General features: G+C 38.0%; 28 protein-coding genes. 20 read left to right on the forward strand and 8 right to left on the reverse strand.

All coding sequences use genetic code 11. The features are described from left to right. Positions 1-7: 7 nt before the first annotated feature. Positions 8-508, forward strand: coding sequence for a D-glycero-alpha-D-manno-heptose-1,7-bisphosphate 7-phosphatase (locus tag ACE1EF_RS15240; RefSeq protein ID WP_375721542.1), 501 nt, complete (start codon positions 8-10; stop codon positions 506-508). Further along, on the forward strand, positions 508-1350 hold the full coding sequence (locus ACE1EF_RS15245; RefSeq protein ID WP_375721543.1) for an aminotransferase class IV: 843 nt from the start codon (positions 508-510) through the stop codon (positions 1348-1350). The genes ACE1EF_RS15240 and ACE1EF_RS15245 overlap by 1 nt, the downstream gene beginning before the upstream one ends. Positions 1351-1401: 51 nt before the next feature. Here the strand turns inward: ACE1EF_RS15245 and ACE1EF_RS15250 are convergent, their stop codons facing one another. After that, complete coding sequence (locus tag ACE1EF_RS15250; protein WP_375721544.1) at positions 1402-2412, reverse strand: SRPBCC family protein; 1011 nt, start codon at positions 2410-2412, stop codon at positions 1402-1404. Positions 2413-2526: 114 nt separating this feature from the next. Here ACE1EF_RS15250 and ACE1EF_RS15255 point away from each other — a divergent pair, with 114 nt between their 5' ends. Beyond that, positions 2527-4515, forward strand: a complete 1989-nt coding sequence (locus ACE1EF_RS15255) for a DUF4954 family protein (RefSeq protein ID WP_375721545.1) — start codon at positions 2527-2529, stop codon at positions 4513-4515. Here the strand turns inward: ACE1EF_RS15255 and ACE1EF_RS15260 are convergent, their stop codons facing one another. Then, a complete protein-coding gene (locus tag ACE1EF_RS15260) occupies positions 4516-5109 on the reverse strand; it encodes a DUF4294 domain-containing protein (protein ID WP_375721546.1) in 594 nt (197 codons plus the stop codon). Between the two features lie 161 nt (positions 5110-5270). Here ACE1EF_RS15260 and ACE1EF_RS15265 point away from each other — a divergent pair, with 161 nt between their 5' ends. The 4 genes from ACE1EF_RS15265 to ACE1EF_RS15280 are packed head-to-tail and all read left to right on the forward strand — an operon-like array spanning position 5271 to position 8726. Then, complete coding sequence (locus ACE1EF_RS15265; RefSeq protein WP_375721547.1) at positions 5271-6029, forward strand: CPBP family intramembrane glutamic endopeptidase; 759 nt, start codon at positions 5271-5273, stop codon at positions 6027-6029. Positions 6030-6035: 6 nt separating this feature from the next. Next, positions 6036-6557 carry a GNAT family N-acetyltransferase gene (locus tag ACE1EF_RS15270; protein ID WP_375721548.1) on the forward strand — a complete coding sequence of 174 codons (522 nt, stop codon included), beginning with the start codon at positions 6036-6038 and terminating at the stop codon, positions 6555-6557. Positions 6558-6600: 43 nt separating this feature from the next. Further along, a complete protein-coding gene (locus tag ACE1EF_RS15275) occupies positions 6601-8019 on the forward strand; it encodes an alpha/beta fold hydrolase (RefSeq protein ID WP_375721549.1) in 1419 nt (472 codons plus the stop codon). Between the two features lie 47 nt (positions 8020-8066). Next, positions 8067-8726, forward strand: coding sequence for a tetratricopeptide repeat protein (locus ACE1EF_RS15280; RefSeq protein ID WP_375721550.1), 660 nt, complete (start codon positions 8067-8069; stop codon positions 8724-8726). A gap of 37 nt (positions 8727-8763) precedes the next feature. On the opposite strand, the gene ACE1EF_RS15285 is transcribed toward ACE1EF_RS15280, so the two are convergent. The 3 genes from ACE1EF_RS15285 to ACE1EF_RS15295 all read right to left on the reverse strand — a co-directional run bounded on the left by ACE1EF_RS15285 (position 8764) and on the right by ACE1EF_RS15295 (position 15006). Beyond that, positions 8764-10515 carry a LamG-like jellyroll fold domain-containing protein gene (locus ACE1EF_RS15285; RefSeq protein WP_375721551.1) on the reverse strand — a complete coding sequence of 584 codons (1752 nt, stop codon included), beginning with the start codon at positions 10513-10515 and terminating at the stop codon, positions 8764-8766. Between the two features lie 272 nt (positions 10516-10787). Next, on the reverse strand, positions 10788-11495 hold the full coding sequence (locus ACE1EF_RS15290) for an SDR family oxidoreductase (protein ID WP_375721552.1): 708 nt from the start codon (positions 11493-11495) through the stop codon (positions 10788-10790). A 226-nt stretch (positions 11496-11721) separates the two neighbouring features. Further along, on the reverse strand, positions 11722-15006 hold the full coding sequence (locus tag ACE1EF_RS15295) for a T9SS type A sorting domain-containing protein (protein WP_375721553.1): 3285 nt from the start codon (positions 15004-15006) through the stop codon (positions 11722-11724). 432 nt (positions 15007-15438) lie between these two features. On the opposite strand from ACE1EF_RS15295, the gene ACE1EF_RS15300 reads away from it, so the two are divergent. Both ACE1EF_RS15300 and ACE1EF_RS15305 read left to right on the forward strand, forming a co-directional pair. After that, positions 15439-16641, forward strand: coding sequence for an alpha/beta hydrolase family protein (locus ACE1EF_RS15300; protein ID WP_375721554.1), 1203 nt, complete (start codon positions 15439-15441; stop codon positions 16639-16641). Positions 16642-17014: 373 nt separating this feature from the next. Next, complete coding sequence (locus tag ACE1EF_RS15305; RefSeq protein WP_375721555.1) at positions 17015-18277, forward strand: tyrosine-type recombinase/integrase; 1263 nt, start codon at positions 17015-17017, stop codon at positions 18275-18277. A gap of 8 nt (positions 18278-18285) precedes the next feature. Here the strand turns inward: ACE1EF_RS15305 and ACE1EF_RS15310 are convergent, their stop codons facing one another. Beyond that, positions 18286-18909 carry a helix-turn-helix transcriptional regulator gene (locus ACE1EF_RS15310; protein ID WP_375721556.1) on the reverse strand — a complete coding sequence of 208 codons (624 nt, stop codon included), beginning with the start codon at positions 18907-18909 and terminating at the stop codon, positions 18286-18288. 173 nt (positions 18910-19082) lie between these two features. Here ACE1EF_RS15310 and ACE1EF_RS15315 point away from each other — a divergent pair, with 173 nt between their 5' ends. From ACE1EF_RS15315 to ACE1EF_RS15365, 11 genes are all read left to right on the forward strand, one after another. Then, complete coding sequence (locus ACE1EF_RS15315) at positions 19083-19310, forward strand: hypothetical protein (RefSeq protein ID WP_375721557.1); 228 nt, start codon at positions 19083-19085, stop codon at positions 19308-19310. A 13-nt stretch (positions 19311-19323) separates the two neighbouring features. Next, positions 19324-19743: a hypothetical protein gene (locus ACE1EF_RS15320; protein ID WP_375721558.1), complete on the forward strand. Its 420-nt coding sequence runs from the start codon at positions 19324-19326 to the stop codon at positions 19741-19743. A gap of 43 nt (positions 19744-19786) precedes the next feature. Next, positions 19787-20374 carry a hypothetical protein gene (locus tag ACE1EF_RS15325; RefSeq protein WP_375721559.1) on the forward strand — a complete coding sequence of 196 codons (588 nt, stop codon included), beginning with the start codon at positions 19787-19789 and terminating at the stop codon, positions 20372-20374. Beyond that, positions 20361-21632 (forward strand): VapE domain-containing protein, encoded by a 1272-nt coding sequence (locus ACE1EF_RS15330; RefSeq protein WP_375721560.1) that lies wholly within the window; start codon positions 20361-20363, stop codon positions 21630-21632. Before ACE1EF_RS15325 ends, ACE1EF_RS15330 begins: the two co-directional genes overlap by 14 nt. Positions 21633-21912: 280 nt before the next feature. Then, complete coding sequence (locus tag ACE1EF_RS15335) at positions 21913-22620, forward strand: hypothetical protein (protein ID WP_375721561.1); 708 nt, start codon at positions 21913-21915, stop codon at positions 22618-22620. Positions 22621-22793: 173 nt separating this feature from the next. Beyond that, complete coding sequence (locus ACE1EF_RS15340) at positions 22794-23213, forward strand: hypothetical protein (RefSeq protein ID WP_375721562.1); 420 nt, start codon at positions 22794-22796, stop codon at positions 23211-23213. 1 nt (position 23214) lies between these two features. After that, positions 23215-23373 carry a hypothetical protein gene (locus ACE1EF_RS15345; protein WP_375721563.1) on the forward strand — a complete coding sequence of 53 codons (159 nt, stop codon included), beginning with the start codon at positions 23215-23217 and terminating at the stop codon, positions 23371-23373. After that, complete coding sequence (locus tag ACE1EF_RS15350; protein WP_375721564.1) at positions 23360-23557, forward strand: hypothetical protein; 198 nt, start codon at positions 23360-23362, stop codon at positions 23555-23557. The genes ACE1EF_RS15345 and ACE1EF_RS15350 overlap by 14 nt, the downstream gene beginning before the upstream one ends. Position 23558: 1 nt before the next feature. Then, a complete protein-coding gene (locus tag ACE1EF_RS15355; RefSeq protein ID WP_375721565.1) occupies positions 23559-23867 on the forward strand; it encodes a hypothetical protein in 309 nt (102 codons plus the stop codon). Between the two features lie 18 nt (positions 23868-23885). After that, positions 23886-24263 carry a hypothetical protein gene (locus ACE1EF_RS15360; protein WP_375721566.1) on the forward strand — a complete coding sequence of 126 codons (378 nt, stop codon included), beginning with the start codon at positions 23886-23888 and terminating at the stop codon, positions 24261-24263. An 11-nt stretch (positions 24264-24274) separates the two neighbouring features. Next, positions 24275-24781, forward strand: coding sequence for a hypothetical protein (locus tag ACE1EF_RS15365; RefSeq protein WP_375721567.1), 507 nt, complete (start codon positions 24275-24277; stop codon positions 24779-24781). 611 nt (positions 24782-25392) lie between these two features. Here the strand turns inward: ACE1EF_RS15365 and ACE1EF_RS15370 are convergent. Together ACE1EF_RS15370 and ACE1EF_RS15375 are read right to left on the reverse strand one after the other, a co-directional pair. Further along, positions 25393-25629, reverse strand: a complete 237-nt coding sequence (locus ACE1EF_RS15370) for a hypothetical protein (protein WP_375721568.1) — start codon at positions 25627-25629, stop codon at positions 25393-25395. Next, positions 25626-26018 (reverse strand): DUF6941 family protein, encoded by a 393-nt coding sequence (locus ACE1EF_RS15375; RefSeq protein ID WP_375721569.1) that lies wholly within the window; start codon positions 26016-26018, stop codon positions 25626-25628. Before ACE1EF_RS15375 ends, ACE1EF_RS15370 begins: the two co-directional genes overlap by 4 nt. Positions 26019-26020 lie beyond the last annotated feature (2 nt).

Here is a 26020-nt window from a genome sequence, read left to right on the forward strand (position 1 = left end):
CAGGACGATGAGGAAGGCTATTTTTATTGACAGGGACGGAACGATAAACAGCGATGCCGGGCATTATTACATATATAAACCCGAAGATTTTAAACTGAATCCGGGCGTTGGTGAGGGACTTAAGCTTCTTCAGGATGCCGGGTTTATGATTATTGTTATTACAAACCAGGGCGGTGTGGCAAAAGGTGAATACACCATAGCCGATGTGGAAAAGGTACATCTTGAAATGCGGAATCAGCTGAAAAAGTTTGGTGTCACTTTAACAGAGATTTATTATTGTCCTCATCACAGTGATATACAGCGCTGTCTTTGCCGGAAACCGGGGAATCTGAACATTGAAAAGGCAATCTCACGTTTTCGTATTGACAGAACCAAATCGTATATGATAGGCGATAATGAAAGGGATATGCAGGCCGGCCAGAAATCGAAACTGCGCTGTATTAAAATAGCCACGAATACCGATCTTCTTCCTGTATGCCAGGAAATATTAGATGAACACAGGGCGTGATGAGACACATAAGTTTTAACGGTGAATTATTTCCTGCCAAAGATTTTACAATTGGCCTTAAAAACCGTGCATTTCGTTATGGTGATGGTCTTTTTGAAACCATACGAAGTCACGGGACCCGAATGCCGTTTTTTGATTACCACTATGCAAGATTATACCATGGGATGGATGTCTTTCGCATGGTTCCGGGAATCCTTAGTAAAACGTTCCTGAGGGATTCTGCAGAACGGTTGATAAAGGCTGATAAACTGTTTAACGGAAACAGCGTTCGTGTTTCAGTTTTCAGAAAAGAGGGTGGAAAATATACACCTCAGACCAGTGAAGTTGATTTTCTTATAGAAGCTGAACCGGTAGCCGATCATAAATTTGTGCTGAACGATAAAGGTCTTTTTATCGATACATTTGAGGATCATTTTAAGTCATCTTCCCCCATTGGAAATTTTAAGAACAGCAGTGCGCTATTAGCAGTGCTTGCCGGGATAAACATGCAACAGCGAAAACTTGATGACATCCTTATTCTGAATGAAAAAAATGTGTTGGTAGAGGCTTTGTCTTCAAATATATTCCTTTATAAAGGCAACAAATTATTTACACCATCTTTGAACACTGGTTGTGTTGATGGAGTGATGAGACGTGTATTGCTTGAAATTGCCGGTGAGCAGAATATTGACGTTGAAGAGAGTGACCGTCTGGTTCCGGAAGATCTTTTAACGGCTGACGAAGTGTTCATCTCGAATGCAATGCGCGGAATTAACTGGGTAGTTGCCTATAAAAATAAACGTTACCTCTATAAAATGAGCCGGTTTCTGATGAGTGAAATTAACAGAAAGGCCGGATTTTAAAACATAATCAGGGTACCCCTGAAGATACCCTGATTGCTTTTCGTGTTATATTTATTGTTTTAAAGGCACATAAACCATGGTTTCCCATTTATCCTGGTCGGGTTCTACCATCGGGTCAGTGGTATAAATTTCGAAAGCCTGTTTTGAGTTATCTGCCTTCAGTTTGTTGTATCGGATAAAGCTAAAGGCTGCAGACCATGCGTTGCCTGTATTTTCATATTTCCCAAGGTGCTGCACTTTCAGTGCTTTTCCTGCAGGTAGCATACCTGAAACTATACCTTCCATTTCAGTTATTTCACCCTGAACCGGGATAGCTGCAATAATATGTACCGGACCTCCATCCATTCCAAAGTCGTTGTAAATGCTGAGAGGAGATCCTGCAACTTCCAGCTTAGGGTGCTGATTAATCACATCGGCTAAGCGGATATAGGCATTATTCATAAAGGTATCCAGGGCTTCAAATTCAAGTTCTCCTTCAATACCTATATAATTCTGCTGATCCACATTTTCTACCCCCAGAACGTTCACTTCTGAACTCACTTTACCGGTTTCCAGTTTTTCTTTAAGCATGCTCAGACCACGCTCATAGTCCATCCCAATCATGGGCTCCATCTGCTTAGCCATAAATTTAAAAAGGAACGGCATTTTGCCTTTCATGCCCCAGGTGATCTCTGCTTTGGTTGAATCACCACTGAAAGTCCAGTATACATCAGAATTTGACGGGAACGGTTCTTTAAAGTATAATCCCTCTTCGATGAGCTCATTGGGGATTAATTTGGTTGTGGTCATTTCACCTGATCCTGTAAGTTTCCCTTTCCATGAATACCCATGATCCAGTGTCCCGGGTTCGCCGGTATAGTTCATTTCGGCATCTTTTTCCATGATCAGCCATGGCGACCAGTCTTTCCAGTTTTTATAATCTGCAATAAATGCATAGGCTTTTGATACAGGAACATCAACTTTAACAGTCCGTTTCACATGGTACGAACCATCAATAACCGCCAGCCAAATAACCACTCCGGCTATGATTATGGCGAGAATAAGTAAAATTTTTTTAATCATAATTACTAAGGTTATATCTTTGTTACTATAATAAAAACAAAAAAACGGTTAAGTTGTTGGGATACAAAGGGAAATAAAAATTACTAAATTCCGTTTTTAAGTCAAAGAGACTCTATGAACTACAGAAATCTACATCCTTCTGAGATAGAAATACTTGAAGCCCATGATTGCCAGTGTGAGGACTGGGATCTTGTAATGGTTAAAGATGGTTTTAATCCGAACAGGATTAAAAAAACACAGTTCTCAGGTCATATAAAAATAGGTATTCTTGAAAAAGATCATCTGTTTTCCAGTGGTATTAAAAGACCTTCATCTGTTTCAGGTGCTTTTTTACATAATTGTGTCCTTGGAGATAATGTCTATATCCATAAAATAAGGAACCACATTGCCAATTACTATATTGGTGATGAGACCATTATTGAGAATGTGGACATCATTGAGGTGACAGAAAAATCATCGTTCGGCAATGGCGTGCAAGCTAAAGTGCTGAACGAAACAGGGGGACGCGAAGTTCCGGTGTTTGATTACCTCTCCGCGCATCTGGCCTATATTATTGCACTTTACCGTTATCGGCCGAAGCTTATTGATCGCCTCTATCAGATGATTGATGACTATACCGAATCGGTAACGTCAGATATGGGAACCATCGGCAAATCAGCCAGTATCAGAAACTGTCAGTTTTTAAGAAATGTCAGAATAGGGGACAATGCAGTGATTGAGGGTGTAAGCTTTATTAAGAATGCCAGTATTAACAGCAATGCACACGATCCGGTGTTTCTGGGCTGTGGGATTAAAATTGAGGACAGCATCGTATCGTCGGGCTCCAAGATTGCGGAGTCAGTAATCCTGGAAAGTTGCTTTGTGGGTCAGGGATGTAAAATGGGCAAACATTATTCTGCCGAGAACTCCCTCTTTTTCTCCAACTTTGAAGGTTATCACGGCGAGGCATGTTCTATTTTTGCTGCGCCATTTACCGTAACGCACCATAAGTCCACCCTGTTAATTGCAGGATACTTCTCGTTTTGTAATGCAGGCAGCGGATCGAACCAGAGCAACCATATGTACAAGCTCGGTCCAATTCATCAGGGCATTATGGAGAGGGGAGCCAAAACAACGAGTGACTCCTATCTGCTATGGCCGGCAAAGGTAGGGCCGTTTACCCTGGTCATGGGGCGACATTATAAAAATGCAGACACCAGTGATCTTCCGTTCTCGTATCTCATAGAAAATAAGGATGAAAGTGTTTTGGTTCCGGCCATAAATCTTAAAAGTGTGGGCACCATTCGTGATGCACAAAAATGGCCCAGAAGGGACCGACGACAGGATCCGGTAAAACTGGACTATATTAATTTTAATCTGTTGAGCCCGTTTACCATACGTAAAATGATTGCCGGCCGTGTTATTCTGAAACACCTTTTTGAAATATCAGGAGAACGGGCAGAACAGTATACATTTCACAATGTAGTGATCGATAAAAAATCGCTGCTTCGGGGTATAGAACTTTACCAGATTGGGATTAATAAGTTTTTAGGGAACTCCATAATAAAAAGACTTGAAAAGCTTCAGTTCAGTTCAGATCAGGATATATGTAACCGGTTAAAACCGGATGAGAAGCTGGGCAAAGGCGAATGGATTGACCTCGCAGGCCTGATTGTTCCCCAGGAAGCGATTAACGATCTGCTTGACCGGATTGAAAACGGCGCTGTAAAAACCTTAAAGGAAGTAAATAAAACGTTTAAATTTCTGCATAAAAAGTATTACGATATCGAATGGACCTGGGCTATGGATATCCTGGAGCAGGAAGAAAAAAAATCTTACGATAAGTTTACGGCTGCAGATGTCATTCGTATTGTGGAGCGCTGGAAAGATAGTGTGATAGGTCTTGATAAAATGTTGTATGAAGATGCTCGTAAGGAGTTTACCTTATCCAAGCAAACTGGTTTCGGAGCTGACGGAGATGATTTCAACAAAAAGTTAGACTTTGAACAGGTGCGTGGTGATTTTGAACAACACGAAGCAGTTGCCGCCATTAAAGAACATATGGTTAAGAAAGAAGCACTTGGAGATGACCTGATCAATCGTCTCAGGCATTTGGCAAATTAACTATAAGATGCCGCGTTCAACCATCCGAACAACCTGCTCTGTTTGAAAATCCGAGCCGGTGGCATCGTATTCTGCTTTCAGATTCGCACCGAAAATCCGGGCAATACCCTGCCAGAAGAACGCAGAAAATCCACCTCTGTATAGTTTTACGAGTTCAAAGGAATTTTGCTGACATTCACGGTCGACCAGCTTAATTAACAGTCTGCCCTGTGAAAAAGTAAGTTTTCTTAACGGTTGTTCAAACTCGGAAAACAAATCCTTCTCCACACTTTTAAGATATTCTTTTCTGGCTTTTTCACCTTTAATGTTCTGAAGGGAGTCGTTTACACTGTCCAGAATATTTGCTGCCTGTTTGGCATATGGTAATGTAATCCTGACATCCCTGATCAGCCGGTAATATAATCTGCGTTGCCTGTTGTTTTTGAAATCCGGACGCGGGTAGACATCAATCTGGGGAAGAATTTTCATGTAAATGGTGTCTTTCTGTGGAATTGTCACAGGAGGAATGTCAGCTATAGCAGCAGCTTTGCTCCCGGCAAGAAACAGGAACAGCCCATATACAATGAAAAGAAATATGAATTTGTATTTGCTCATATACAACAAAGTTAAGCAAAGACCATGCAATTTATTACTTAAACGAATAAATCCAAATGGTAGTTATAAATTTATGCAGTTTAACATATATAAAAAAATAAATATGATTGGGGCGAATTAATTATTATTTCGTAATTATGCACTGGATTTAAAATAAATGGATGAAGAAATTTAGTGCTGGAATATTGGTTTATATCCTGTTAGTTCTGGCTTTTACGGTTGTGCTGGGTGGTTTACAGGAAGTGCTTTCTCTCAACTATTCAGTTGTGATGTTGCCTCAGCTAGCACCGGGTCTGGCATTTTTACTTTTGTCTGTAATATTCCGTGAAATCAATTTTAACTTGAATATTAAGACTGATCCATGGGTCATCTATAAAATGGTACTTGCGTTTATACTTCCGTTTTTAATCTTGTTTAAAATTTACCTGATCGGAAACATGCTGGATATGCCCATGATCATGCATAAGGGAAGACTGGCAGAACTTTGGCCGGTTCTTCCGGGGATGATTCTTGGAGCTGTTGGAGAAGAGATAGGATGGAGAGGATTTCTTCAGCCACGTTTTGAAAAGAAATTTCCGGTGGTTGTATCGGGAATATTTACAGGTATATTCTGGGGACTGTGGCATGTTCAGCTTTATACAAACGGCGTGGCATTTATGTTATCTTTTCTGTTGTTTACGATTTCATCATCAGTGGTTGTAACATGGATGCTACGGGGAACATCCTACAATAGCATAGTGGCTTCGTTATTCCATTTATCTCTGAACCTTGGCTTCTTTTTCTTTTTCTATGGATCGCTAAACCATACCGGGGTGATGCTGACTAATGGCATCGTCTGGACAATTCCAGCCTTAATCATCGGTTTTTCTGCCAATAAACAAACCTTTTACAACGATGTTATAAAAGCAGAATCCCGATAATTTGTTATGATCTCTTCACCTGTTATAGAAACATCAAGGCTTATCCTCAGGGAGTTTAATCCCGATGATGCGGAAGCCTTTTATGTGTTAAATTCTGATCCGGAAGTCTTACGCTACACTGGTGATTCGCCCTTTACCAATGTGAGAGAAGCCGAAGAGTTTATTCGGAGTTACAACGATTACAGGAAAAACGGATTTGGCCGGTGGGCAGTAATCTTCAAATCGACACACGAGTTTCTGGGTTGGTGTGGACTTAAACTGAATGAGGAAAATATGATCGACATCGGATTCCGTTTTTTCAGGTCAGAATGGTGTAAAGGATATGCGACGGAAGCAGCCCGGGCAACAATGCAATACGGTTTCGATAAACTGAAACTGAAGGAAATTGTTGGCAGAGCAGCCCCGGAGAACAAAGCATCCATCCGCGTACTGGAAAAGCTGGGTATGAAGTACTGGAAAAAAGCGCCTTGCCACGGTATTGAGAATGCCTGTTACTACAGGGCCACAAGCGAAACATTTAAAATGTGACAACAGGTTTGTATGGCAGTGTTTTATGGATTATTTTTGATCCATGAACATTCACCGTGTTTTTAGTGTAGTGGTCTGCACCATACTGTTATCCACTGTTTCTTTACGCTGTAAAACAGCCGTTGCTGAGCCGTCTGATACAATCAGGAATTATGATTTTTCGCCACTGGATACACTGATCAATGCATGGATAAACCAGGGAAGTATAAATTCCGGTGCAGTATTTGTGGCTGCAGATGACATAGTTCTGTTCAAAAAAACATTCGGATCAGATTCAGTACTCAAAAAACAGTTTAAAGATGACCGAAAGGCGTTTACCCTGTTCAACAAAAACACACTTTCGGTTGAAACCAGTATACAGTTGAATAATGATCCGATTGAAAAGGATAGCTTATTTAAGCGTATTGCAACGCTTTATAACAACGGAACGGTGAGTATTAAAAATTTATATGCCACGGGTTCAGATGCTGAAAAACAATCAGTAAAGGTATGTTCCTGGACCGATACCATAAATCATGTAAATGGGTTTTTTATGTTCCGGCTGAATTCTGCCGGTGAGCAACATGATACGGATGCAGAATTAACCGTTCCTGTCCTGCCGTTCTGGATCCGCCGGATTATTCAGACAGCACAGTTGCCGGATTCTGTAAAAACGGGATATGCCGTGGTTAACGAAACCCGCTTGTATTACCAGGAAGCCGGTTCGGGAGAGCCGCTGATATTTATTCATGGGCATTCGTTTGATCATACGGAATGGGATCCTCAGTTCAGCGTTTTTGCAAAACATTTCAGAACTATTGTTTACGATGTACGGGGTTACGGCCGTTCAGCTTCGCAGGTGGAAGGACAACAGTTTATGCATGTGGATGATCTTGTGGCACTGATGGATGACCTGAAAATTGACAAAGCACATGTTGTTGGCTTGTCTATGGGAGGATTCATTGCAACCGATATGATCGCAAAGTATCAGAACCGACTTTTATCAGTAACGCTAGCCAGCGGTGACCTGCGAAGTTCTCCGGGACCGGATGAGCCCTGGACTAAAGAAACGGTTACAAAAGAACGGGAAAAGATAAATGTGTATATTGAAGAAGGTCTTGTAAAGCATAAATTTAGCTGGTTGGATGGTCTGGTTCACTCTGGCGGCCCGAATGCAAATTCCATTGAACCAAAATTATGGGATATGATCTATAGATGGACACAGTGGCAGCCAATGCATGTGGAAGCACGGGTTCTGTATGGTAAACAGGCTGAAAGGATGATCAGGAACCAGGATATAACAGTTCCGGTGATGATACTTTCAGGGAGTGTGGATGCACATAAGCATCGTAAAATACTGGATGTAATACCGGCGGCCCGTCAGGAAATTATTCCTGATGCAGGTCATGTAAGTAATCTTGAAAATCCGGATGCATTTAATGCTTCTGTACTAAGATTTCTGGATGTAAGGAGTAATAACTGAGATGGACAAACCGGGATTAGTGCCGGTGATTAAACAGCAAACATTATATGAATACTGATCTGAAGAAGAATTTGAAGTTTATTGGGATAACGGTTTTGATTTTGTTGTACCCCTCGTATATGCTATTTAAATATGCGTACAGCGACTATCTGAATGACAGAGCTCTGAATATAGTATATGGTGCACATCAGGGGGTGAATGATGTTGAAGCAAAAGAAAAAGCAATAGAGCTTCTGGAAAAGGCAAAATCATATCGCAGGAAACACTATATCTACTTTTATAATCAGGCTAAACTTTATCTCGAACTTCAGAATTTTGCCAAAGCCGAAACAACGTTGGGTGATTTAATCCGGATCAGACCGGATGATATTAAAGGGTATTTGTATTATGGTGTTGCTTTGGAATTAAACCATAAACCCGATTCTGCACGGCAGTTATACCTGGAGTACAGAAACAGGGTTGACCGCGAATTCCAGGATACAAAACCGGAGAACAAAAATCCGGAGCAATACAGGACTTATCGCTTAACCTTAGATCTTCTTCTTCGTGACGAAACATCCTTTAATAAGGATCTGCAGTATTTGCAAATTGAAGATCCCGGATTTATTGTGGCAGACAACCTCAATGAGTTGCGCACCGGTGACAGGAGTGATTTTTTACTGCAAATGCTTGGTGTATCAGGTACAGTCAGTACCAGCGGAAAATAAATATGAATAGGGTAGCTGTTGCTGCTTTCCTTTAAAATCAATCCGTTTTTATGACTTTGAAAGTCTGGATACTGTTTTGAGAATCAATTTTTACAATATATACACCCGGTGTTCCATTGATGTTGAATTGCATGTTATCTGATTCGGCCACAAATTCCTGAATTTTTTTCCCTGATAAATTAAATATGCTTACCATGCCCAAACCTGCATGAAACTTCACATTGAATGAGCCGGATGAAATGGTTGGATAGATTTTTACAGGAGAAGTGCAATGGTTTTCTTTCAAATCAACACTAAAAACCGGAATTTGAAGTCCTGCCAGTGAATAAACTGCATTTCGCCATAGAGTAAGTCCATCGTGAGTAAGGTTTGTCCCATAGTCTTTACATATGGTTCCAAAATTCATTCCAAAGGCAATCATTCTGGCTTGCGTAGTCTGGTCGCCGAGGGTTGTTCCTGCAGGGATATCATTCAAAAATATGGTTGAATCATCAGCCGCAAATGACCCATCGGTTGCCAGCAGTGTATTGGTCCCACTCATCGTAAGACTTTGTGCATACGTAAACGACTTAGTTCCATCAGACCCATCATCTGCAGCTGCTGAATTGAAGATCCTGATTGAGTTGTCCGAAAACGAAATTCCATTAAACAGAGGATTAAACTGATCATTCGGATCGACATAAATTGATAATCCGCTGACCGTACTTGAAATTCCACCGCCAGTTACGAGTGCTCTTCCATCGCGAAAGGCGTAAGTTTTATTGTAAATAAATGGTATTGGGATAGTTGACAGACCAAGTGATTTTCCTGGCTTAAGTATATCATTCCCCGATAATATGCTTTCCTGAACTATCGCAATATCAAATCTGCTGAGATCAATATCTACATTATCTTCTATAATATAAACGGAGGTCATAAATTTTTGATCATCCTTCAACATTCTAATGATTGGATCCTGATCTACAGGGCTTGCTGTTTCGGCCATTGGCCGGTTAGCACTTACATAACATACTTTTACAGGATTACCCAAATAGGAAACTGCATTTGTTCTGATTGTTGCTCTGTCCATATTCCCTTCGTAAATATTGAATTCATCAATTGATCCATTATAATTTGCATCCGGCCAAACATCAGGTCCCTTAAAAAGTTGTGCTAATTCCGTAGATAAGGTACTAATGAAATTCTCATTTGTTGCTGAACTACCGAGAAACTCTCCGTCCAGAAAATACAATAGGGAGTCAGGACTTAAAATTCCAACAATATGGTGTTTATTCCCATCATCCAAATCAATCCCATTTATATACACAGTGGAATAATTTGTCAGGGCATTATCATTATATGTAGATATACGGGTTTCAGGAGCTGGCATCGTTGGTTGTATCCATAAACTGCTATAACCATTGGTAGATGAACCAAAATAGGCAAGCTGCGTATATTTTGCATTAAAATCAATACCGGTCTCTATATATATTTCCAGGGTTATTGCGCTATACGTATTTAAAGCGATTTTTTTAGCGTCAAAGGACAGATATCCATCTGTGGGCGATGCTGCACCGGATACCGTGCATTTACCATTTTCAATTTTAATCTTTTCACCCACTAATGTCCCATCAGCATTTCCTACCAGATCTTTGGCTGTGCCATCTTCAAAGGTATACGAATGTTTTAAGACGAGTGTGCCAGGATCTGTTTCACCTGTATTTGGTGATGCATGTTCATTAAATGCTGATAAGGTAATAAAGAAACAGAAGAGCATAAAAAATGCTGTGAGGTAAATTTTGTTTTTCATGGTCGTAATTTAATTCAGCTTATTCAAGTGGTCAGTAAAGTTAAGTAAAAAGTTGTAATTCCTTAAAATGTTGGCGTTTTGATTTAAGTTCTATGGTGCTGTTTTAAAACTACTTGGAATTTCTAACGGTTTTCCGTGAGATGAAGTTTCACGGAAAACCGTGATTTTTATTTTCCGGGAACAGCGTATCTTTACAACATCATAGAAAATTACCTTACGTTTGAATGAAAAGTATAGCCCCGCCGTTCCCTGGCGGGGTTTTCTTTTAATACTTATTCCGGATTATACGTCCAGCCCTTATCGTTGTGGTAAATCATCAGTTTGGTCATGCCACCATCTACAGTTAGGTTTTCACCAGTGATAAAACTACTTTTAGGATCGCATAAAAACAGTACTGCATTTACAATATCAGACGGTTTACCCACACGGCCTGCGGGATGCTGTTCTGCATTAGACCCTTTGTATTTGGTATTGGTGGTATCAATCCATCCCGGAGAAATAGCATTCACCCGTGCTTTCCCGGCAAGTGTAACAGCCATCGCATGCGTCAGAGCGCTAATGCCCCCTTTGGCTGCGGTATAACTTTCGGTGTCAGCCTGGCTCATCAGGTGCCGGGTGGAAGAGATGTTTACGATGCTGGCATCCGGGTTTAGATGATCCATAAACAACTGTGTTAACAAAAACGGGGCTGAAACCCCAACCCTCAGCACATAATTAAAATCGCTGTAGCTGCAACTGTTTAAACCACCTCTGGTCAGGCAGGCATTGTGGATGAGATAGTCAATCTTACCATAATCAGAGATTACTTTGGCTGAAAATGCCCTGAGTACAGTTTCATCTGCAATGTCCCCGACAAAGTAGTCGTTTTCCTGTATATCTATGGTGCAAACCGTAGTGCCCTGCGCTTTGAATGCCTCACAGATGGCCTTTCCGATACCTTGAGCTCCACCCGTAATAACTGCAACCTTTGAATTTTTCATAATAGATTTTTTTGGAAGGATAAATTTAAAAAATTAATACCGGAATCTTTTTAGAGGATTTGAAAAGATTACAGACCTGTAAGGATTGTTGAGCTGATAAAAAATGGACAGTTATTTAATTAACTTGTATCCGGAATTGAACCAATAAAGGCTGTCTCAAAATTAATTTTGGAACAGCCTTATCTGGTCTTTTATATTTTCACCTTCGGAAGAAGGCTAATGTTTTCTACCTCACAACCACTTTTTTCACCTGCTGTGTTTTATCCGTTTTCACAGTAACAAAATATATGCCTTCAGGCATTTCATGTGTAAAGGAATTAATAACTGCAAATGAATGTAACCTCACAATACCCGATATATCAAAGATGGTGATAGCAGAACCGGGTGCGATATTTTCGATATGTAGATTCCTGTTTTCAGAATATACCCACATATCTGATTTATGGTCTGCCTTTAAATCCGTAACAGGAGTGGTCTGATCAAGCTGTTCAACTTCACCTGAAGACAGAAGTAACCAGCGTTGTGTTGTCGATGTGTTAGCAATATTGAACCCACTTGTAGAAGTTACTTCGGTGGCAACGGCGGTCAGGCAGGCAGGAGAACTTTTAGCTTCGGGATGAATTATCCAGTAACCTTTTTTTGTAAGGTCACCAACTTTTGTTTCCACGCGTGCCTCCATCAGTTGAAAATAATCGGCGCTATAGGGTTGTGATCTTGAAACGGTTGATATACCGTTTGAACCTGTCGACCTGTAGGTAAAATACCTGCCGGTGGCTACATTTTTAATGGAGTAATAGCAGTTGACAGGATTAAAGGTGAAGGTCCATGCTGCACTGTCGTTCGCTAAGGCCTGACCGGCTGTCATGACACGATTCGCCAGATTTCCGGCCTCATTCAATACCACAAATGCATCGTCCCTTCCGGTCTGAGCATTTTCGCTCTTAAGATAAAACTTAATGGTGTCCTCTGTGTCCAGTGTATAAGCAGGTAAACTGAAGCCACTGGTCGGGATCAGACCGTCTTCACAAAGGGCCTGTATTAACAACGAATTCGCAGTGTATAACAATTCAGAACCGTCATCTTCCTGTGCACCGTTAATTCCGTAATTCAGCGGTGAAGGAAAACCTGTAGACCACATATGGACTGCATCGCCTGTTACAGTGCCTGCATTACTGTTTTCGATAAAACGGACTACATTATTGGCACGGTCGCCAAGCCATAAACCTCTTGAGCCATTTGATCTCAATACAGAATTGGGTCCATACCACATCCAATGTGTACCTACGCCCATGGCATGTTCCATTTCGTGTAAAACGGTGCCTGTACGCTGATAGGCTGAATTTGGACCAATTCTCATTGATCCGCCGTAACTGCAGTCTGCTGTTGGAGTGCCTGAGCCATAAGAACAGGTAATATGTAAACCCTTGATGCTGGTCAGATTATTCCGGTAGTCGGTGGCTTCTTCCAATGCTGAAGCAATACGGGCATCTGCATCATCCGGACCGCCGTAATTATACCAGTATGTTGCCGTACCTTTTGGTATGGTTATCACTTTAAGCACATCACCGTAGCCTACTGCATAGCCTTTGGTCATGGCATATGCACGAACGTAATATACTGTGGATGGCGTCAGATTTTCCATTTTGTAGATATAACCGTTGTGTGAAAAGTAGCTGGTTGTACGGTTATCCAGTACTGTAGGGTTCGGACTGGTGCTCCAGCAGAAACCATGTTCCAGCAAGCCTGAAACAGCAAAACCTGCAATGGTGCTGCGGCCAAAAGCTTTTGTTGCACCACGGAGACACATCGGATTGGTCAGTACAACAGGAGCTGGCCCTGTAGCATTGGCCAAACGATACACAAGAATTGCTCTGTCCATATCCTTAGCTGCAGTTTCTATCTGTGTCAGTGTAACATTAAGATCGTTAACTATGGTAGTTGCGGTATTAATTGCAGTTTGCAATGCAGTTGCTTCATTTCCACTTCCATCACCATAAAGTCCGGTGGCCAGATCAATCACATTTTGTAATTCGTTATAAGCCGTGATTGATGTTTTTGCCCCGGCTGAACTACTTTGTATGCTTAAAATGATATTCGACAAGGAATCCTTTGTTATATTCTGATCCGCAATGGCCTGTTCCGAGAGGTTCACCGATGCAACAAGTTCGGCTCGCACGTTGTCCTGCATCTTTGAACCTAATAATACATTTGCTGTATCAACCAGTATTTGTAAATAGGATTTAATCGCATCAACATCATATCCCTTGTATAGCAAACGGAAATTATCACAGGTTACCCAGTTTCCTGTGGCGTTTACCGTTTTAAAACCGATTGTAACCTGATTATCAAACACGAAGAAACTTACAGAACGAAGTTTTATCGTATCTGCGGCCACAGCATAATCTCCAGCGAAAAGTGACGCCCCGGTTTGAGCATTACCGACGTTTGTTGAACTTCCGGATCCGGTTTGTTGAATATTTCCGCAATTGGCAGACATTGTGTAATGGCCATTGGGTATATCATATAATAGTTGTTGCACACTCACATCGGGTACCCTGGTGCCTCTGTTTACCCATTTTTCGGCATATAAAGTACCATCTTTCCCGGGAAAGACAGTATTGGATTGTGTGGCGAAACCGTCGTTTGTCCATCCGGTAAACCCGGACTCGAAGCTCGGGTTGACGATGATACCTGTCATGTCCAATGGTTCTGATGAACCTGCATTTGCCAGTTTAAAGTTAAACATGGCATCGTTCAGATTTGAAATGGCAAGACGTACTTCAATAGCGGAAGTACTGGTCAGCAGACCCTCTGCAGATGCAATGGCATCCTGCAGGTCCTGTGCTCCCGCTGATGATGCATCGTATAAATCCTGTGCCTGTTGAATGGTGGATTGCAGCCCTGCACTATCCGGTATTTCATATGCCTCGTGAAGCGCAAAATTATCAAACCCAAATCTGTTGTTCAACCAGCGAAAACGCGCCACGATGTTGTTGTATGGGAATGTGTTGGTAAACCCTACCGCATTTTTTGTCCATACCCCACCGCCATTCACTGTTGTGGTGTCAATAAGAATTGAAGGTTCCGCATTGTTGGTTGGATCATTTGTCAGTGATACTTTCAGCCACACTTCGGGGACTGCAGCAGTTGAGGCATTCAGGTACTTTACATTATAGGAAAAATAATAGGTCTTATCCGGTTCAATGCTCCATCCTGTACCGATGGAACCGGCAGCTGCAGAACTGGAATTTGTTGTTCCGACAAGAAATTTAGAGTTGTCGATGCCACCGGGTTCTGTCAGTGAAAAATAAGCCGAAGAGAGCTGTGCTGCGGAAGGAGTAGCGTCTGTCCATCCGGTAAATCCATCTTCAAAACCTGGATTGGAAATCAGGTTCTGGCTCAATAGTACAAATTTTGTGTTGCCAACAGAAACTGTGTCACCTTGTTCCTGCGCCTGTACGTTCAACATGAATGCTGCAACTGCAATACATGTCATTATGATTCGGTTCATAAAAATAGTGTTCATATAAAATGCTTTTCCTGTACCAATTTAAATAATGGTATACGTTAATCATGCAAACAAACAATTTTTCCTTTCAATAAAGTGTAACATATAGCACTTATTCTGTCATTTTTTTTCAAAAAGTTGATAATAAGAGCTACAAAAAATGTCAGCTACAATACTTTCAAACCGTATACCTGATATCTTTTATCCGGTATTTTCCTCCGAAAGAATTTTATATAACCGTAAAAATATTAACGTTATGCAAGTGTTTTCAATTACATGGAAACAGCACACCTGTTTTTTTCATTTACTTTTCCATTTCATAGAATATGTCAATAATGGAACTTTTCTCAAAAGGGAATGCTTATCTTTATCATTTTGCCCGGGACCGCTTCTGTGTCAGGGTATAAAAGTATTTTGAAGTTAAAACAATATCATATGAAATACACAGGCTTCATATTAAAGACATTTATATTCATGTTGACTGGCATTATTCCTGATCAGGGGATATTTGCTCAGGGTAGATTCACCATGACTGTTTCTGCTGATGAGTTACCGGAATCAAAGGAGATGCCGGATCCACTGACCATGAATGACGGAACAAAGGTTACAACTGCAGAACAATGGCAAATCCGTCGTCAGGAGATGATACGAATTCTTGAAGACTATGAATACGGACATATGCCTCCGGCTCCGGGGAATGTAAAAGCTACAACTATTTCGAGTGAATCCGGTATTCCTGTAAATAAAGACAGCACGCTTACTGCAAATTATAGAAAGCAACACCTGACATTCGGACCCAATGCTGTATGTGGTTTTGACGTGGGTATATTCACTCCTGTTGGTGAAGGACCTGAAACGGGATATCCGGTATTTGTTACGCTTAGTTTTAATGCAGAGCGTTCAGGGATCTATTTTGCCGGGGAACCGCTGAAGCGTGGTTATGCGGTGGTTACGATTCCATATAATCAGCTTGGCGCTGACGCTCCGAACTGGAATAAAACCGCATTTTTTCCACATTATCCGGAATATGACTGGAGAGATTTTTCAGCATGGGCATGGGGCATATCGCGTGTAGTGGATTACCTGGAGACAGATCCTTTGATTGATGAGGATAAAATTATCATTTCAGGTGTATCGCGGCTTGGGCAGGCCGTATTGCTTGCCGGTGCCCTGGATGAACGAATTGCAATGACAGCACCGGTTGCAGGTGGTATGGCATGGCGTTTTTCAGGCAAAGAAATGGGAAATGGCCTGGGGCAGGGCATTACTGAGGTTGTTGATCAGAATACCTACTGGTTTGGTCCGAATTTCGAAAAATTCAGAAACCTGACGTCACACCTGCCCTGCGATCAGCACTGGTTACCTGCATTAACGGCTCCGCGCCTTTTTATACTGTGTAATGCGTTTAACGATGAATACGGAAGGGCCTATGCCGCATTACAAACTGTACTGAGCGCTCAGCCGGTGTACGAATTTCTGGGGGTTAAGGATAATCTGGGGATGCATTTCCGTGAGGGTGGTCATGGCATGACCATGGAAGACTGGAATGCTATCCTGGATTTTGCAGATCAGAAACTGCTCCATAAAACGGGAAATCGTGTATTTAACCGGATTCCGTCAGCAGAGAAATTGCCTTAATCTGGTACAGAGATTTTAAACAGGCTAAGTTCCGGAAGTCCGTATTATAAAAGGCATACTTAAGGTTTACTTGTTTCGTAGTTTTGTAGATTTATCGATCGGGTTTTAAGTATTTTGCATTGTTGAAAACGGCAGGGATCGTGTGGTAATATGTGTGCAATCACATTTGTGTTTTAACAAAAAAGCCTAACTATTAAATAGTTAAGCTTTTTGTCTGTTGTCCCACAAGGTTAACAATAATTTTTTACTGCACTTTTATAGCTTTCATAATTAGCACTTTATCAATATATTATTTTGCAATAATTTTCATAAATCACATCGTTTAGCTTTATTTTTTGTAACTTTTGCCCATAATTTGCCCAAAAGTATTTTTATGATACAGATAAGTTTTGTAATTCATGAAACAAAAAAAGTAACCGATACTGCAGGTAATATAAGCAAAGTGTATGTACCTAATAAGAATGGATTGGTTAGTGTGAAAATAGTTGTAACCTTTGATGGAGAAAGAGAACGTGGGAACCTGTTCAAAATAAAACCGGATGACTGGTCCGAAAAATACAGTAAGGTTAAGGCCAATAAAAAGAACATGCCTTATAATGATCACAATGAATTGAATGATTATATGAATGCACTAGAACACCGGATCAAGGCATTTTACTATAATAAGACATCCCAGGGTATTGCAGTTACCAAATCCGATATTAAGCAGATTATAAAATCCAAGATTCCTGCATCTGGCGAACCGTTTTTCGATGTCTGGCAACGTTTTATTGATGAAAGTGTGTTGGAAAAAGCATCTGGTACCATAAAGGCTTACGGGGCTTCTAAAACGTTCTTTGAGAATGCTTGTAGTTCACGGAAAATTACTCTTGATTTTAATAACGTAACCCCTGACTTAGTTGATAAACTCAAATTATACTGTATAGAAAACGGATACCAGGACAGTTACCTGGCTAAAAACCTAAAGGATTTTAAAACGTTTTGCAACTGGGGTATAAGAAATGACATTTTCCCTAATAGGGATCTTTCATTTTTAAAAATCAAATTACAGGAAAAGCAGGTTTTCTCTTTGACGAAGTCTGAATTCGACAAACTGGCAAATTTTGCTTTTGAAAATAAAAAGCATGAGAAGGTAAGGGACGTTTTTATATTTTCCTGCATGACCGGCTTGCGGATCAGCGATCTAAAATTCAGACCTTCTGATGTTGACCTGGAACAATCTGTTTTGAACCTTAGAGAGAAAAAAACCAAACACCTGGATGTAATTCCGCTGGTAGATCCCGCAAAGAAAATCTTAAAAAAGTATTCCGGATATAAATATGACAGAGCATTACCCGTGATGGCAGATCAGTATATGAATAGGATCCTTAAAGAATGTGCTGAAATTTGCGGGATAAACTCTGAAATTACAATTGAAAAAATTGTAAACGGTAAAACCATTTCAAAGTCAGTTAAGAAAAGCGAAGTAATATCTATACACTGGGGTAGAAAAACTTTAAGTACATTGGCAAGTGGTGTTTTAATGCCTGATCAAGTTAAAAAGATAACCGGACATAAATCACAGAAAGCATATGATAGATATATCAATCATCAAGTTGATGATTTAAGAGTAAAGCTGAATGAGTTGTTTGTTTAATCTGTGTTTTATTGTTCACCTAAAAATCGAAATATACCATGATCACCATAATCTTGGAATAAATAGAAATAATATGTATTGTATTTGTGATCTTTAAAAATGATATTGACTTTTTGATCGAATTCTTCTTTAAATGCTAAGTTACTAACTCTTTTTGCTCTAATATTATCTAATCCTTTGTATTCATCAATAAGTTCCTTTAGTAAAACTAATTCAGGTATATTTCTTTTTGAAATTTCTTTATATAACCTATTAGTGTCTTCCGCATACTGTAACATTTCTTTAAAGAAATAGTATAACTCCTCTTGTCTTTCAAATCTATCCAATTTACGTTTTAAGTCTTGAACGGCTTCGGATTGTGAATACATTTCTTTATTACTTAAAGAAAAATTTTCATTTGGATAATAACCGCCAAATTTAGTAAACGTAAAAAAATCGGTAATTGTAATTTCAAAAGCTCTACATATATTTATAAAGTTATTCAAAGACGGAATCATTTTATTGTTTTCATATTTCATGTAAGTTAACTTTGAAATATCTGCCTTTATGGCTACATCGTTTTGGGACATATCTTTTAACAGTCTAATTTTCTTTAAAGTATCCGCAAATTCCGCTATGTTAAATTCTTCCATTGAAATTTTTTTATAAAACTAATCATTTTCCCTTAAAACAGAGGTGTTTTCATTGGTGAAATTCACTGCAGGTATATAAAAAAATACCAAAAAGGTATAATAAAGTATGCCTATATTTGTAAATAACGTAATTATTGATTTACTTTGATATATTAAATTTCAAATTTACAACTATGAATAAAGAAAATGCAGTGTCCAGTAAAAACAGTGATGAGATTAAATCAAAATATGTCTCACAGCGAATAATGGCCAAAATGGCAGGGGTTTCACAACCTACTATTAAGAAATTAGAAGATATGGGAATCATATCTTCAATAAGAATACCTGGTTTACGTAGATGTTTATACGATCCAGTTAAAGTTTTAACAGCACTTGAAGAAAAGCAAAATGTAAAATCTTAAAATTTAAAAAACCATGAAAACAACAGATGTAACCAAAAAAATTGAAGAGTTCGTTAAAATGTACCCACACGAACAAATTACAGCAGAGTTTTTTAAGGACTATGTAATGCTTAACTCTGAAGATGAATTAAATGTATCGGGAGATTCTCTATTATCATTTGAGCTAATTTGTGATGTATCAAAATTGCTACCTGAATCCCTAAATGATAATGCAGCTCTAAACAAAATAAAATCCAGAATTGGAAGCTATCTGGAAATTGAATGCATAGAATCTGACCTAATGCATATAGTAACTTCTCTTCACAACTGTGAGGACTGGCGCGATCAGGACAAAAAAAATAGAGCAGAACTCCTGTGGCTTTTTAAGCACTTTGTTGAACTTATAAGGTCTATATATTCAGATGAGTTAAATAAAAATGATATAGCAGCATAACCGGTCGGTTATGCTGGTTTTCAATAAATAAATTCATTTTGGCATGATAAAACAAGATATAGATCAGGCCATTACTCAACTTTTCAATAAGATTAAATACCTATCCAACAATGGTTATCTTAATGATCGGTCGGTAAATCAATATAAGTGGATTATATCTACTATACAACAATACAAGAATGAAACCGAACAATATCAACTTGATACCGAATCGAAAATGAATGCCCTGAATGAAGATCGGTTAAAGTTGTTTAGACTGCTTGAACTGACAGGGTTAAAAGAAGATCTTATAAAAGAATTACTCTCAATACCACTACTTTTTTTAGAACAATATTTAGAGAATATTCACTCTCGTGAAGATTATTTGCAAAAAGAAATACTTTGGGATGAACTTATTCTAAAATACAGGTCAGTAAAGAGATTAGTGAACTTTGACATTGACATATTATCAAAATTTAAATCATTATGCCAGGATCAAACAATTAAGCATGATATAAAAATTGAATTGCTAACATCATTCAAAAAATGCAATCCACATTTAAAACAATTTTTCATAAAAATTGAAAATAACGCAGAATTCAATATCCACAAAGTTACCAAACAAATACAGTTGCATTATGCCGGATCTTAATATTGACGAAATTGAAAATAAAAAGAAGGAAACTGAAAAGCCTAAAAACAATCCTTTTCAACTAACAATAGATTATTTGAAGGAAAAATATGATTTCAAATATAATTTAATTAAAAATGAGTTTGAGTATAGGTTGTTAGATAGCGATGATTCAGAATATGAGGAGTTAAATGAGGATAGTGTATTTGTAGATATGATGATCGATATGCCAGCTTTTAAAGTAAGCAAATCGAATTTAGTTGCTATACTTAAAAGTGGATATGTTACAGTTAAATACAATCCTATTGAGGACTATTTTAATGATATTACTCAAAAGCCGTACGATCCTATTAAAGAGCCAGATTATATAAAGGAGATTGGTGACTATATTACGGCCGTGGACGGTGAACAGTTTGTTTATCATCTAAAAAAATGGCTAGTAAGGTCAATTAAATGTGCTTTTGTTCCTGATTATTATAACAAACAATGTTTTACCCTTAAAGATAGAAGGCAAAATAATGGAAAATCAACCTTTTGCCGGTGGCTTTGTCCGGGTTCACTAAAAGACTATTTAGCCGAAAATATTGGTACGGATAAAGATAGTTTGATTAAACTGTCTTCAAACTGGATAATAAACCTGGATGAACTTGCACAGATGACAAAAAGGGATCTGAATAGTTTAAAATCTTTGTTTTCCAAAGAGAATATAAATGAGCGTTTACCGTATGATGCCAGACCTAAAAGAGTTCCAAGAATTGCAAATTTTGTTGGAAGCACAAATGAAGATGAGTTTTTAACGGATGATACCGGGACTGTCCGTTGGCTGGTTTTTGAATTAAAGAGCATATCATGGGATTATGTGCATATTGGTATTGATAACATTTGGCGACAGGCGTTCCATCTGTATAATGATGAAAATTATAATTGTGAACTCTCAAAAGAAGATATTGAGAAAAACGAAGAAAGGAACAAAAAATTTAGGCTAAACTCAATGGAGCGGGATATGGTACAATTATACATACATGAGCCTGATAAAATCGAAAACGGGAAAAAGTCATATAAAAACATGGAAAATGTTAAGTTTTATAATTCAACTGAAGTGGTAAAAGAATTACAACTAAAAACAGGTATATCAAAACTTACTAATATCAACATGGGTAAAGCACTTAACTCTACTTTTGACAGGGATAAACATAAGGGGGTATATGGCTATTGGTTAAAATTCAGAACTGATCAGGAGATAGAGGATTATAAAAAAAGTAGTAACATCATAATTTGACGTTTTAATCTTACCCATCTTACCAAGCATATCTATTTAACTAATATATAAGCATTTATAAGGGTAGGTAAGATAATAATATAAGGTTTTAATATAATTTATATGCTTTATTTTCAGAATATTATAAGGGTAGGTAAGATAAATATGTTTTAACATGGGTAGTATCTATGATCTTACCCAATATATTTAAGTTACCCTTTTAATATGTTGATTTACAGGCGTTAGGTAAGAAGGTAAGAAAGGTAAGTACTTTTTTAACTTTTGTAAAATCTAAAAAATTATGAATCAAACGGAATTAAATACAAAGCAGATATCCAGACTTTTTGGTGTCACTGATGGATACCGGCAGCGTTTAAAACTAAAGGATCATTTTAACCTGGGATCATACGATAAAATTACTATTGAACACGTTGCCAGCTACTTTGATATTGATTTTTTTTATGTTGCAATATGTATCTTATTAAAGATTCCTCTAAGGATTACAAATAAAGATATTCGGGATATAATTAAACGTAGTAGTCCAAACACTCCTACAAGTATTTTAAAGCAGATGCAGGCCATGTATTCCAAACATGACCGTAATCAGTTATCTATCTTTGATTTTTCAAATTACAAAAAGATTGATACTATAAAGATCATATTACATTTATATGTTGAATATAATGGAAGTGGAATGGATTCGCTTGATCAGAATATCTGGGAACATGATATAAATATCCAGGATCATATTAAAAATGATAAGCTGGATTTAAATCGCATTTTTAATGTGGATGTCCTGATTCAAAATTCATATTTCTTTTATAAAATTAATAAAATATGCCCTGTAGAGTTTCCTCTTGAACTTAGAAGAATGAAAGAATTATATCAAATTAACACCTTTGGTGATGTTATTGAAAAACTACCTGACCTTATCAATATTACCGCTAACATTCTTGATGATACAAGGAATCCCGACGAATTTCACAGTTTTTTAAATATGATTAAGTAATAATTGACTTCGCTTAATTCATGGATTAACTTTATCTACGTAAAGGATTGACAAAGGGAATATCCTTGTTTTACAATAGACCAAAACAACAGTGTTTAAGGGGTGAACATAGGTATTTCTTAGAATGATCCAAAGTGTAAAAGAATAAAATGTTAATTCAAAAAATTAAGATTATGCCGTCAAAAAATCAGAAAAACATTAATGTCAGGGCGCATATCGAAACTGCCGAATTGTTCCAGGACACTTTTGAGCAATCAGGGGCGAACTCTAAAGGAGAATTCATTTCTATGTTGCTCGAAAATTATCTGAACCCGGATTACGAATCGAAGGTCAAAGCGGTAAAAGACCAGGTCGATAAAAAGGGTAAGGAAAATGAATCCTTGCTGCTTAAACTTAACGAGGCGAATACAACAGCAACCATGCTGGAAAATGAAATCGCCTTCTTTGATGAAAAGCTCGATCCCATTTTGCAAAATCACCTTGGTGAATTAGTAGCGATTAAAGATCCGGAAACCAAAGAAAAGGTTGAAATTGAGATTAACTCAATTCAGGATGTGTTTGAAGTTATCATGAAATCTGTAAAAATCAAGTAAGATGATTGTAGAACAAATTGCATATCCATTCGGTGGGGGTAAATCAAGCTCGTTGGTTGTTTTACTTTTAATAGCAGGTGTTGTTTTAACGGTTCTTTACAAAGATGAGATAATGAATTTTATTAACGCTTTAACACCGGGATCAAATGACACAAATTAAGACTGAATATATCTTGATTGCACTAGTTGTTTTAGTGCTGGCTGCTGTAATCCAGTTGTCAAGAATTGCCAAATTTTCAAAAGAGATACTTGCTGCCGATAAATTGGCTATTGAGAATGATAGCAGCGTCCCTGTTGAGAGTGTAAAACAGAAATCAGAACCAGAACCAGAAAAAAAAGAATAAAATGAGCTGGCTTAGTAAAGCAACTGGAATTGATATTGACCTAAATCCCTTCGATGGAGATGGATTAGGCGTTTCAAGAACTTCTCGGGATTCAAGTGTTTCAGGAGATAGATCCAATAACACTACACGAGCATCCGACACCTATCAAACTAATGGAACTAATATTTATGGGGCGAATGCCACGAGCAATTCGATTACAGATTATTCAGCAAAAACACAAAATAATACAGGGATAAAAAAACTATTCCCAATATTGTTTCTTTTAGTTGTGATAGTAGTTTTTATAAAAATATTTGTATTTAAAAAGTAACTAAATTTTATAAATATCATGGCAGAAGATACCAGGTCATTGTTAGAAAGAACAAGTGATTCTTTTCAAACTGAATTAGAAAAACAGAAAATAGCTGCACAAATAGCAGCTGAACAGAATAAAATAACAGAGGAAATTATTTTGCTGTTAAGCAAGGGATTCTCAATACAGGAAATTTTAGCTAAAGATTATTCTGTAGGCGATTTAAGAGAAGCTGGCATTTCAACGGATGAATTAATAAACACGGGTGTAGATTCTACAGATATTATTACTTCACGACCTACCGGATATACTAAAATTGAACAGTCAGATGCATCATTCTTCAGCAAGAATAAGACGGTAATTCTTATTGCTGGGCTTATATTCTCTGTTTTTATGATTTTTAACAACAGATAAATTAAGAAATTATGTCAGCAATTTTGGAAGCGGGAAATAAATCGAAAGAATATTCCATGGTTATTGATAATATTCTTTACGTATTAGGGCATAACAGAGCAGCCATACAAGGTTTGTATGATGAGTATGGCATTTCAGACGAGCCCACGCCGGAATCACTGATTTATTATGCTGGAAGATATGGCAAACAATTTGTCAAAGATCTTTATAGTGTCTCAAAAATAACCGTAAACTATTCAGGCCCATTATCTGATGAAGAGGTGCAGCAATGGGAGGAAGATTATAATAACTATTACAACAATGGCGGTAGTGGTGTGTTAGGCGGTTCAAATTCAATTTCAGATTTAACACGATACATTTACGCTGGACTGGATGTTTTAGGGTTTGCATTTTCAATTTTCAATAAAAATAAGCAGCCAGAAAACCCCTACGTTGAATCAAAAACCAATAATACACCTCTGTATATTTTAATTGGTGTGGCGGTAATATTTATTATTGTGGTTTTACTAAAAACATAGAACAAAAATATTTCGTAATTTTTTTCGAGGTCCATAACTTTCCCCCTGGCGATAGAATTCGCCGGGGTTTTTTTTCTCGAGTATCATTATTTATTTTGATGTGAGATCTCGCAATAATAGTTCTGCAGTACCGAATTTTATCCTGATAGGATCCAATCCTTTTACCTGGTTACACCGGTATAAATTATGATGCTGGCCAGCACAGTAAAATATTTCGATACCGGCAGCAAACCGAATATTATTTGATGTGATATCCATAAAAAGAAAAACCCGGGAACCACCCCGGGATTTATCTACCAAAAGTTCTATGGCCAAATAAAAACAACATTCTACCGACACAAATATACGTATATTTAATTAATATACATGTAGATATAAGAATTATATTAAGTGATTGAATAAATAAAAATCACTGTTTCCAGTGATTTTTACTTTTATGGTTTCCCGTGATTTTTTTTTCAAAGCCATTTTGTAATTTTATGGTAATGAAAAAATTACTTATGTTTAAGAATAGGGTATTGCCCCGCTGGTGACGGCGGGGTTTTTAGTTAAAATTTGTTAGTTAAAACGCATAACACCTGAAAGGATCAAGTGGAAGCAAGAATTTAGTGTTATGATGTTGGAGGGGGAGTGTCCTGTTGGATACTTACATTCTTTGTGAGATTAGTCAATGTTTTTATAGAATTTTCACTATAATCAACTTGGCCTGTAAAAAAAATTTTGTCTTTTCTAACTTTTGAATCTACAAAAGAATCTTTACCCCTGTTTTTCTTAAGTATCCAATCATATGCATAATTTGCAGCTACTCCAGCCACGAAACCTATTAAAAATGAAATCCAAGGGTTCATTTTCTTTCAGTTAAGTTAATAGAAATCTGTCTCAGCATTTTGTCACCTAAAAATAACTGAAATAGATGCTTTCCTGGTTTTTTGAATAAAACGTTGGTATTGGTAATACATATATTAAGATGTTTTAAAGGCTTTGACTCGTCATCTTTTAGATCAAACTTTCCAAGTATGGGTCTCAATAAGTCTTTACCATCTGGATCTAATACTAATATTTTAATATCTGAACCCTTTTCTTCTTCCGGCTCAAATACAATCCTGCCGGCAATCCCTAATACTGGATGCGTTGCTGGAAATTCGCGAGCAAATATCGTATCAAAAGGTCCAATGACAATCATTTTACCATGGTTGTCTTGGCAGTAATCGCAAATTGTAAAAATTTCTACTTCCATTT

The sequence above is a fragment of the Quyinboa sediminis genome, from assembly GCF_042219855.1.
Taxonomy (GTDB): Bacteria; Bacteroidota; Bacteroidia; order Bacteroidales; family UBA5342; genus JBHJHP01.

Bases quoted from the DNA above. Each gene is read 5' to 3' on its own strand.
- ACE1EF_RS15240 (WP_375721542.1), top strand. From the start codon at position 8: ATGAGGAAGGCTATTTTTATTGACAGGGACGGAACGATAAACAGCGAT.
- ACE1EF_RS15245 (WP_375721543.1), top strand. From the start codon at position 508: ATGAGACACATAAGTTTTAACGGTGAATTATTTCCTGCCAAAGATTTT.
- ACE1EF_RS15250 (WP_375721544.1), bottom strand. From the start codon at position 2,412: ATGATTAAAAAAATTTTACTTATTCTCGCCATAATCATAGCCGGAGTG.
- ACE1EF_RS15255 (WP_375721545.1), top strand. From the start codon at position 2,527: ATGAACTACAGAAATCTACATCCTTCTGAGATAGAAATACTTGAAGCC.
- ACE1EF_RS15260 (WP_375721546.1), bottom strand. From the start codon at position 5,109: ATGAGCAAATACAAATTCATATTTCTTTTCATTGTATATGGGCTGTTC.
- ACE1EF_RS15265 (WP_375721547.1), top strand. From the start codon at position 5,271: ATGAAGAAATTTAGTGCTGGAATATTGGTTTATATCCTGTTAGTTCTG.
- ACE1EF_RS15270 (WP_375721548.1), top strand. From the start codon at position 6,036: ATGATCTCTTCACCTGTTATAGAAACATCAAGGCTTATCCTCAGGGAG.
- ACE1EF_RS15275 (WP_375721549.1), top strand. From the start codon at position 6,601: ATGAACATTCACCGTGTTTTTAGTGTAGTGGTCTGCACCATACTGTTA.
- ACE1EF_RS15280 (WP_375721550.1), top strand. From the start codon at position 8,067: ATGAATACTGATCTGAAGAAGAATTTGAAGTTTATTGGGATAACGGTT.
- ACE1EF_RS15285 (WP_375721551.1), bottom strand. From the start codon at position 10,515: ATGAAAAACAAAATTTACCTCACAGCATTTTTTATGCTCTTCTGTTTC.
- ACE1EF_RS15290 (WP_375721552.1), bottom strand. From the start codon at position 11,495: ATGAAAAATTCAAAGGTTGCAGTTATTACGGGTGGAGCTCAAGGTATC.
- ACE1EF_RS15295 (WP_375721553.1), bottom strand. From the start codon at position 15,006: ATGAACCGAATCATAATGACATGTATTGCAGTTGCAGCATTCATGTTG.
- ACE1EF_RS15300 (WP_375721554.1), top strand. From the start codon at position 15,439: ATGAAATACACAGGCTTCATATTAAAGACATTTATATTCATGTTGACT.
- ACE1EF_RS15305 (WP_375721555.1), top strand. From the start codon at position 17,015: ATGATACAGATAAGTTTTGTAATTCATGAAACAAAAAAAGTAACCGAT.
- ACE1EF_RS15310 (WP_375721556.1), bottom strand. From the start codon at position 18,909: ATGGAAGAATTTAACATAGCGGAATTTGCGGATACTTTAAAGAAAATT.
- ACE1EF_RS15315 (WP_375721557.1), top strand. From the start codon at position 19,083: ATGAATAAAGAAAATGCAGTGTCCAGTAAAAACAGTGATGAGATTAAA.
- ACE1EF_RS15320 (WP_375721558.1), top strand. From the start codon at position 19,324: ATGAAAACAACAGATGTAACCAAAAAAATTGAAGAGTTCGTTAAAATG.
- ACE1EF_RS15325 (WP_375721559.1), top strand. From the start codon at position 19,787: ATGATAAAACAAGATATAGATCAGGCCATTACTCAACTTTTCAATAAG.
- ACE1EF_RS15330 (WP_375721560.1), top strand. From the start codon at position 20,361: ATGCCGGATCTTAATATTGACGAAATTGAAAATAAAAAGAAGGAAACT.
- ACE1EF_RS15335 (WP_375721561.1), top strand. From the start codon at position 21,913: ATGAATCAAACGGAATTAAATACAAAGCAGATATCCAGACTTTTTGGT.
- ACE1EF_RS15340 (WP_375721562.1), top strand. From the start codon at position 22,794: ATGCCGTCAAAAAATCAGAAAAACATTAATGTCAGGGCGCATATCGAA.
- ACE1EF_RS15345 (WP_375721563.1), top strand. From the start codon at position 23,215: ATGATTGTAGAACAAATTGCATATCCATTCGGTGGGGGTAAATCAAGC.
- ACE1EF_RS15350 (WP_375721564.1), top strand. From the start codon at position 23,360: ATGACACAAATTAAGACTGAATATATCTTGATTGCACTAGTTGTTTTA.
- ACE1EF_RS15355 (WP_375721565.1), top strand. From the start codon at position 23,559: ATGAGCTGGCTTAGTAAAGCAACTGGAATTGATATTGACCTAAATCCC.
- ACE1EF_RS15360 (WP_375721566.1), top strand. From the start codon at position 23,886: ATGGCAGAAGATACCAGGTCATTGTTAGAAAGAACAAGTGATTCTTTT.
- ACE1EF_RS15365 (WP_375721567.1), top strand. From the start codon at position 24,275: ATGTCAGCAATTTTGGAAGCGGGAAATAAATCGAAAGAATATTCCATG.
- ACE1EF_RS15370 (WP_375721568.1), bottom strand. From the start codon at position 25,629: ATGAACCCTTGGATTTCATTTTTAATAGGTTTCGTGGCTGGAGTAGCT.
- ACE1EF_RS15375 (WP_375721569.1), bottom strand. From the start codon at position 26,018: ATGGAAGTAGAAATTTTTACAATTTGCGATTACTGCCAAGACAACCAT.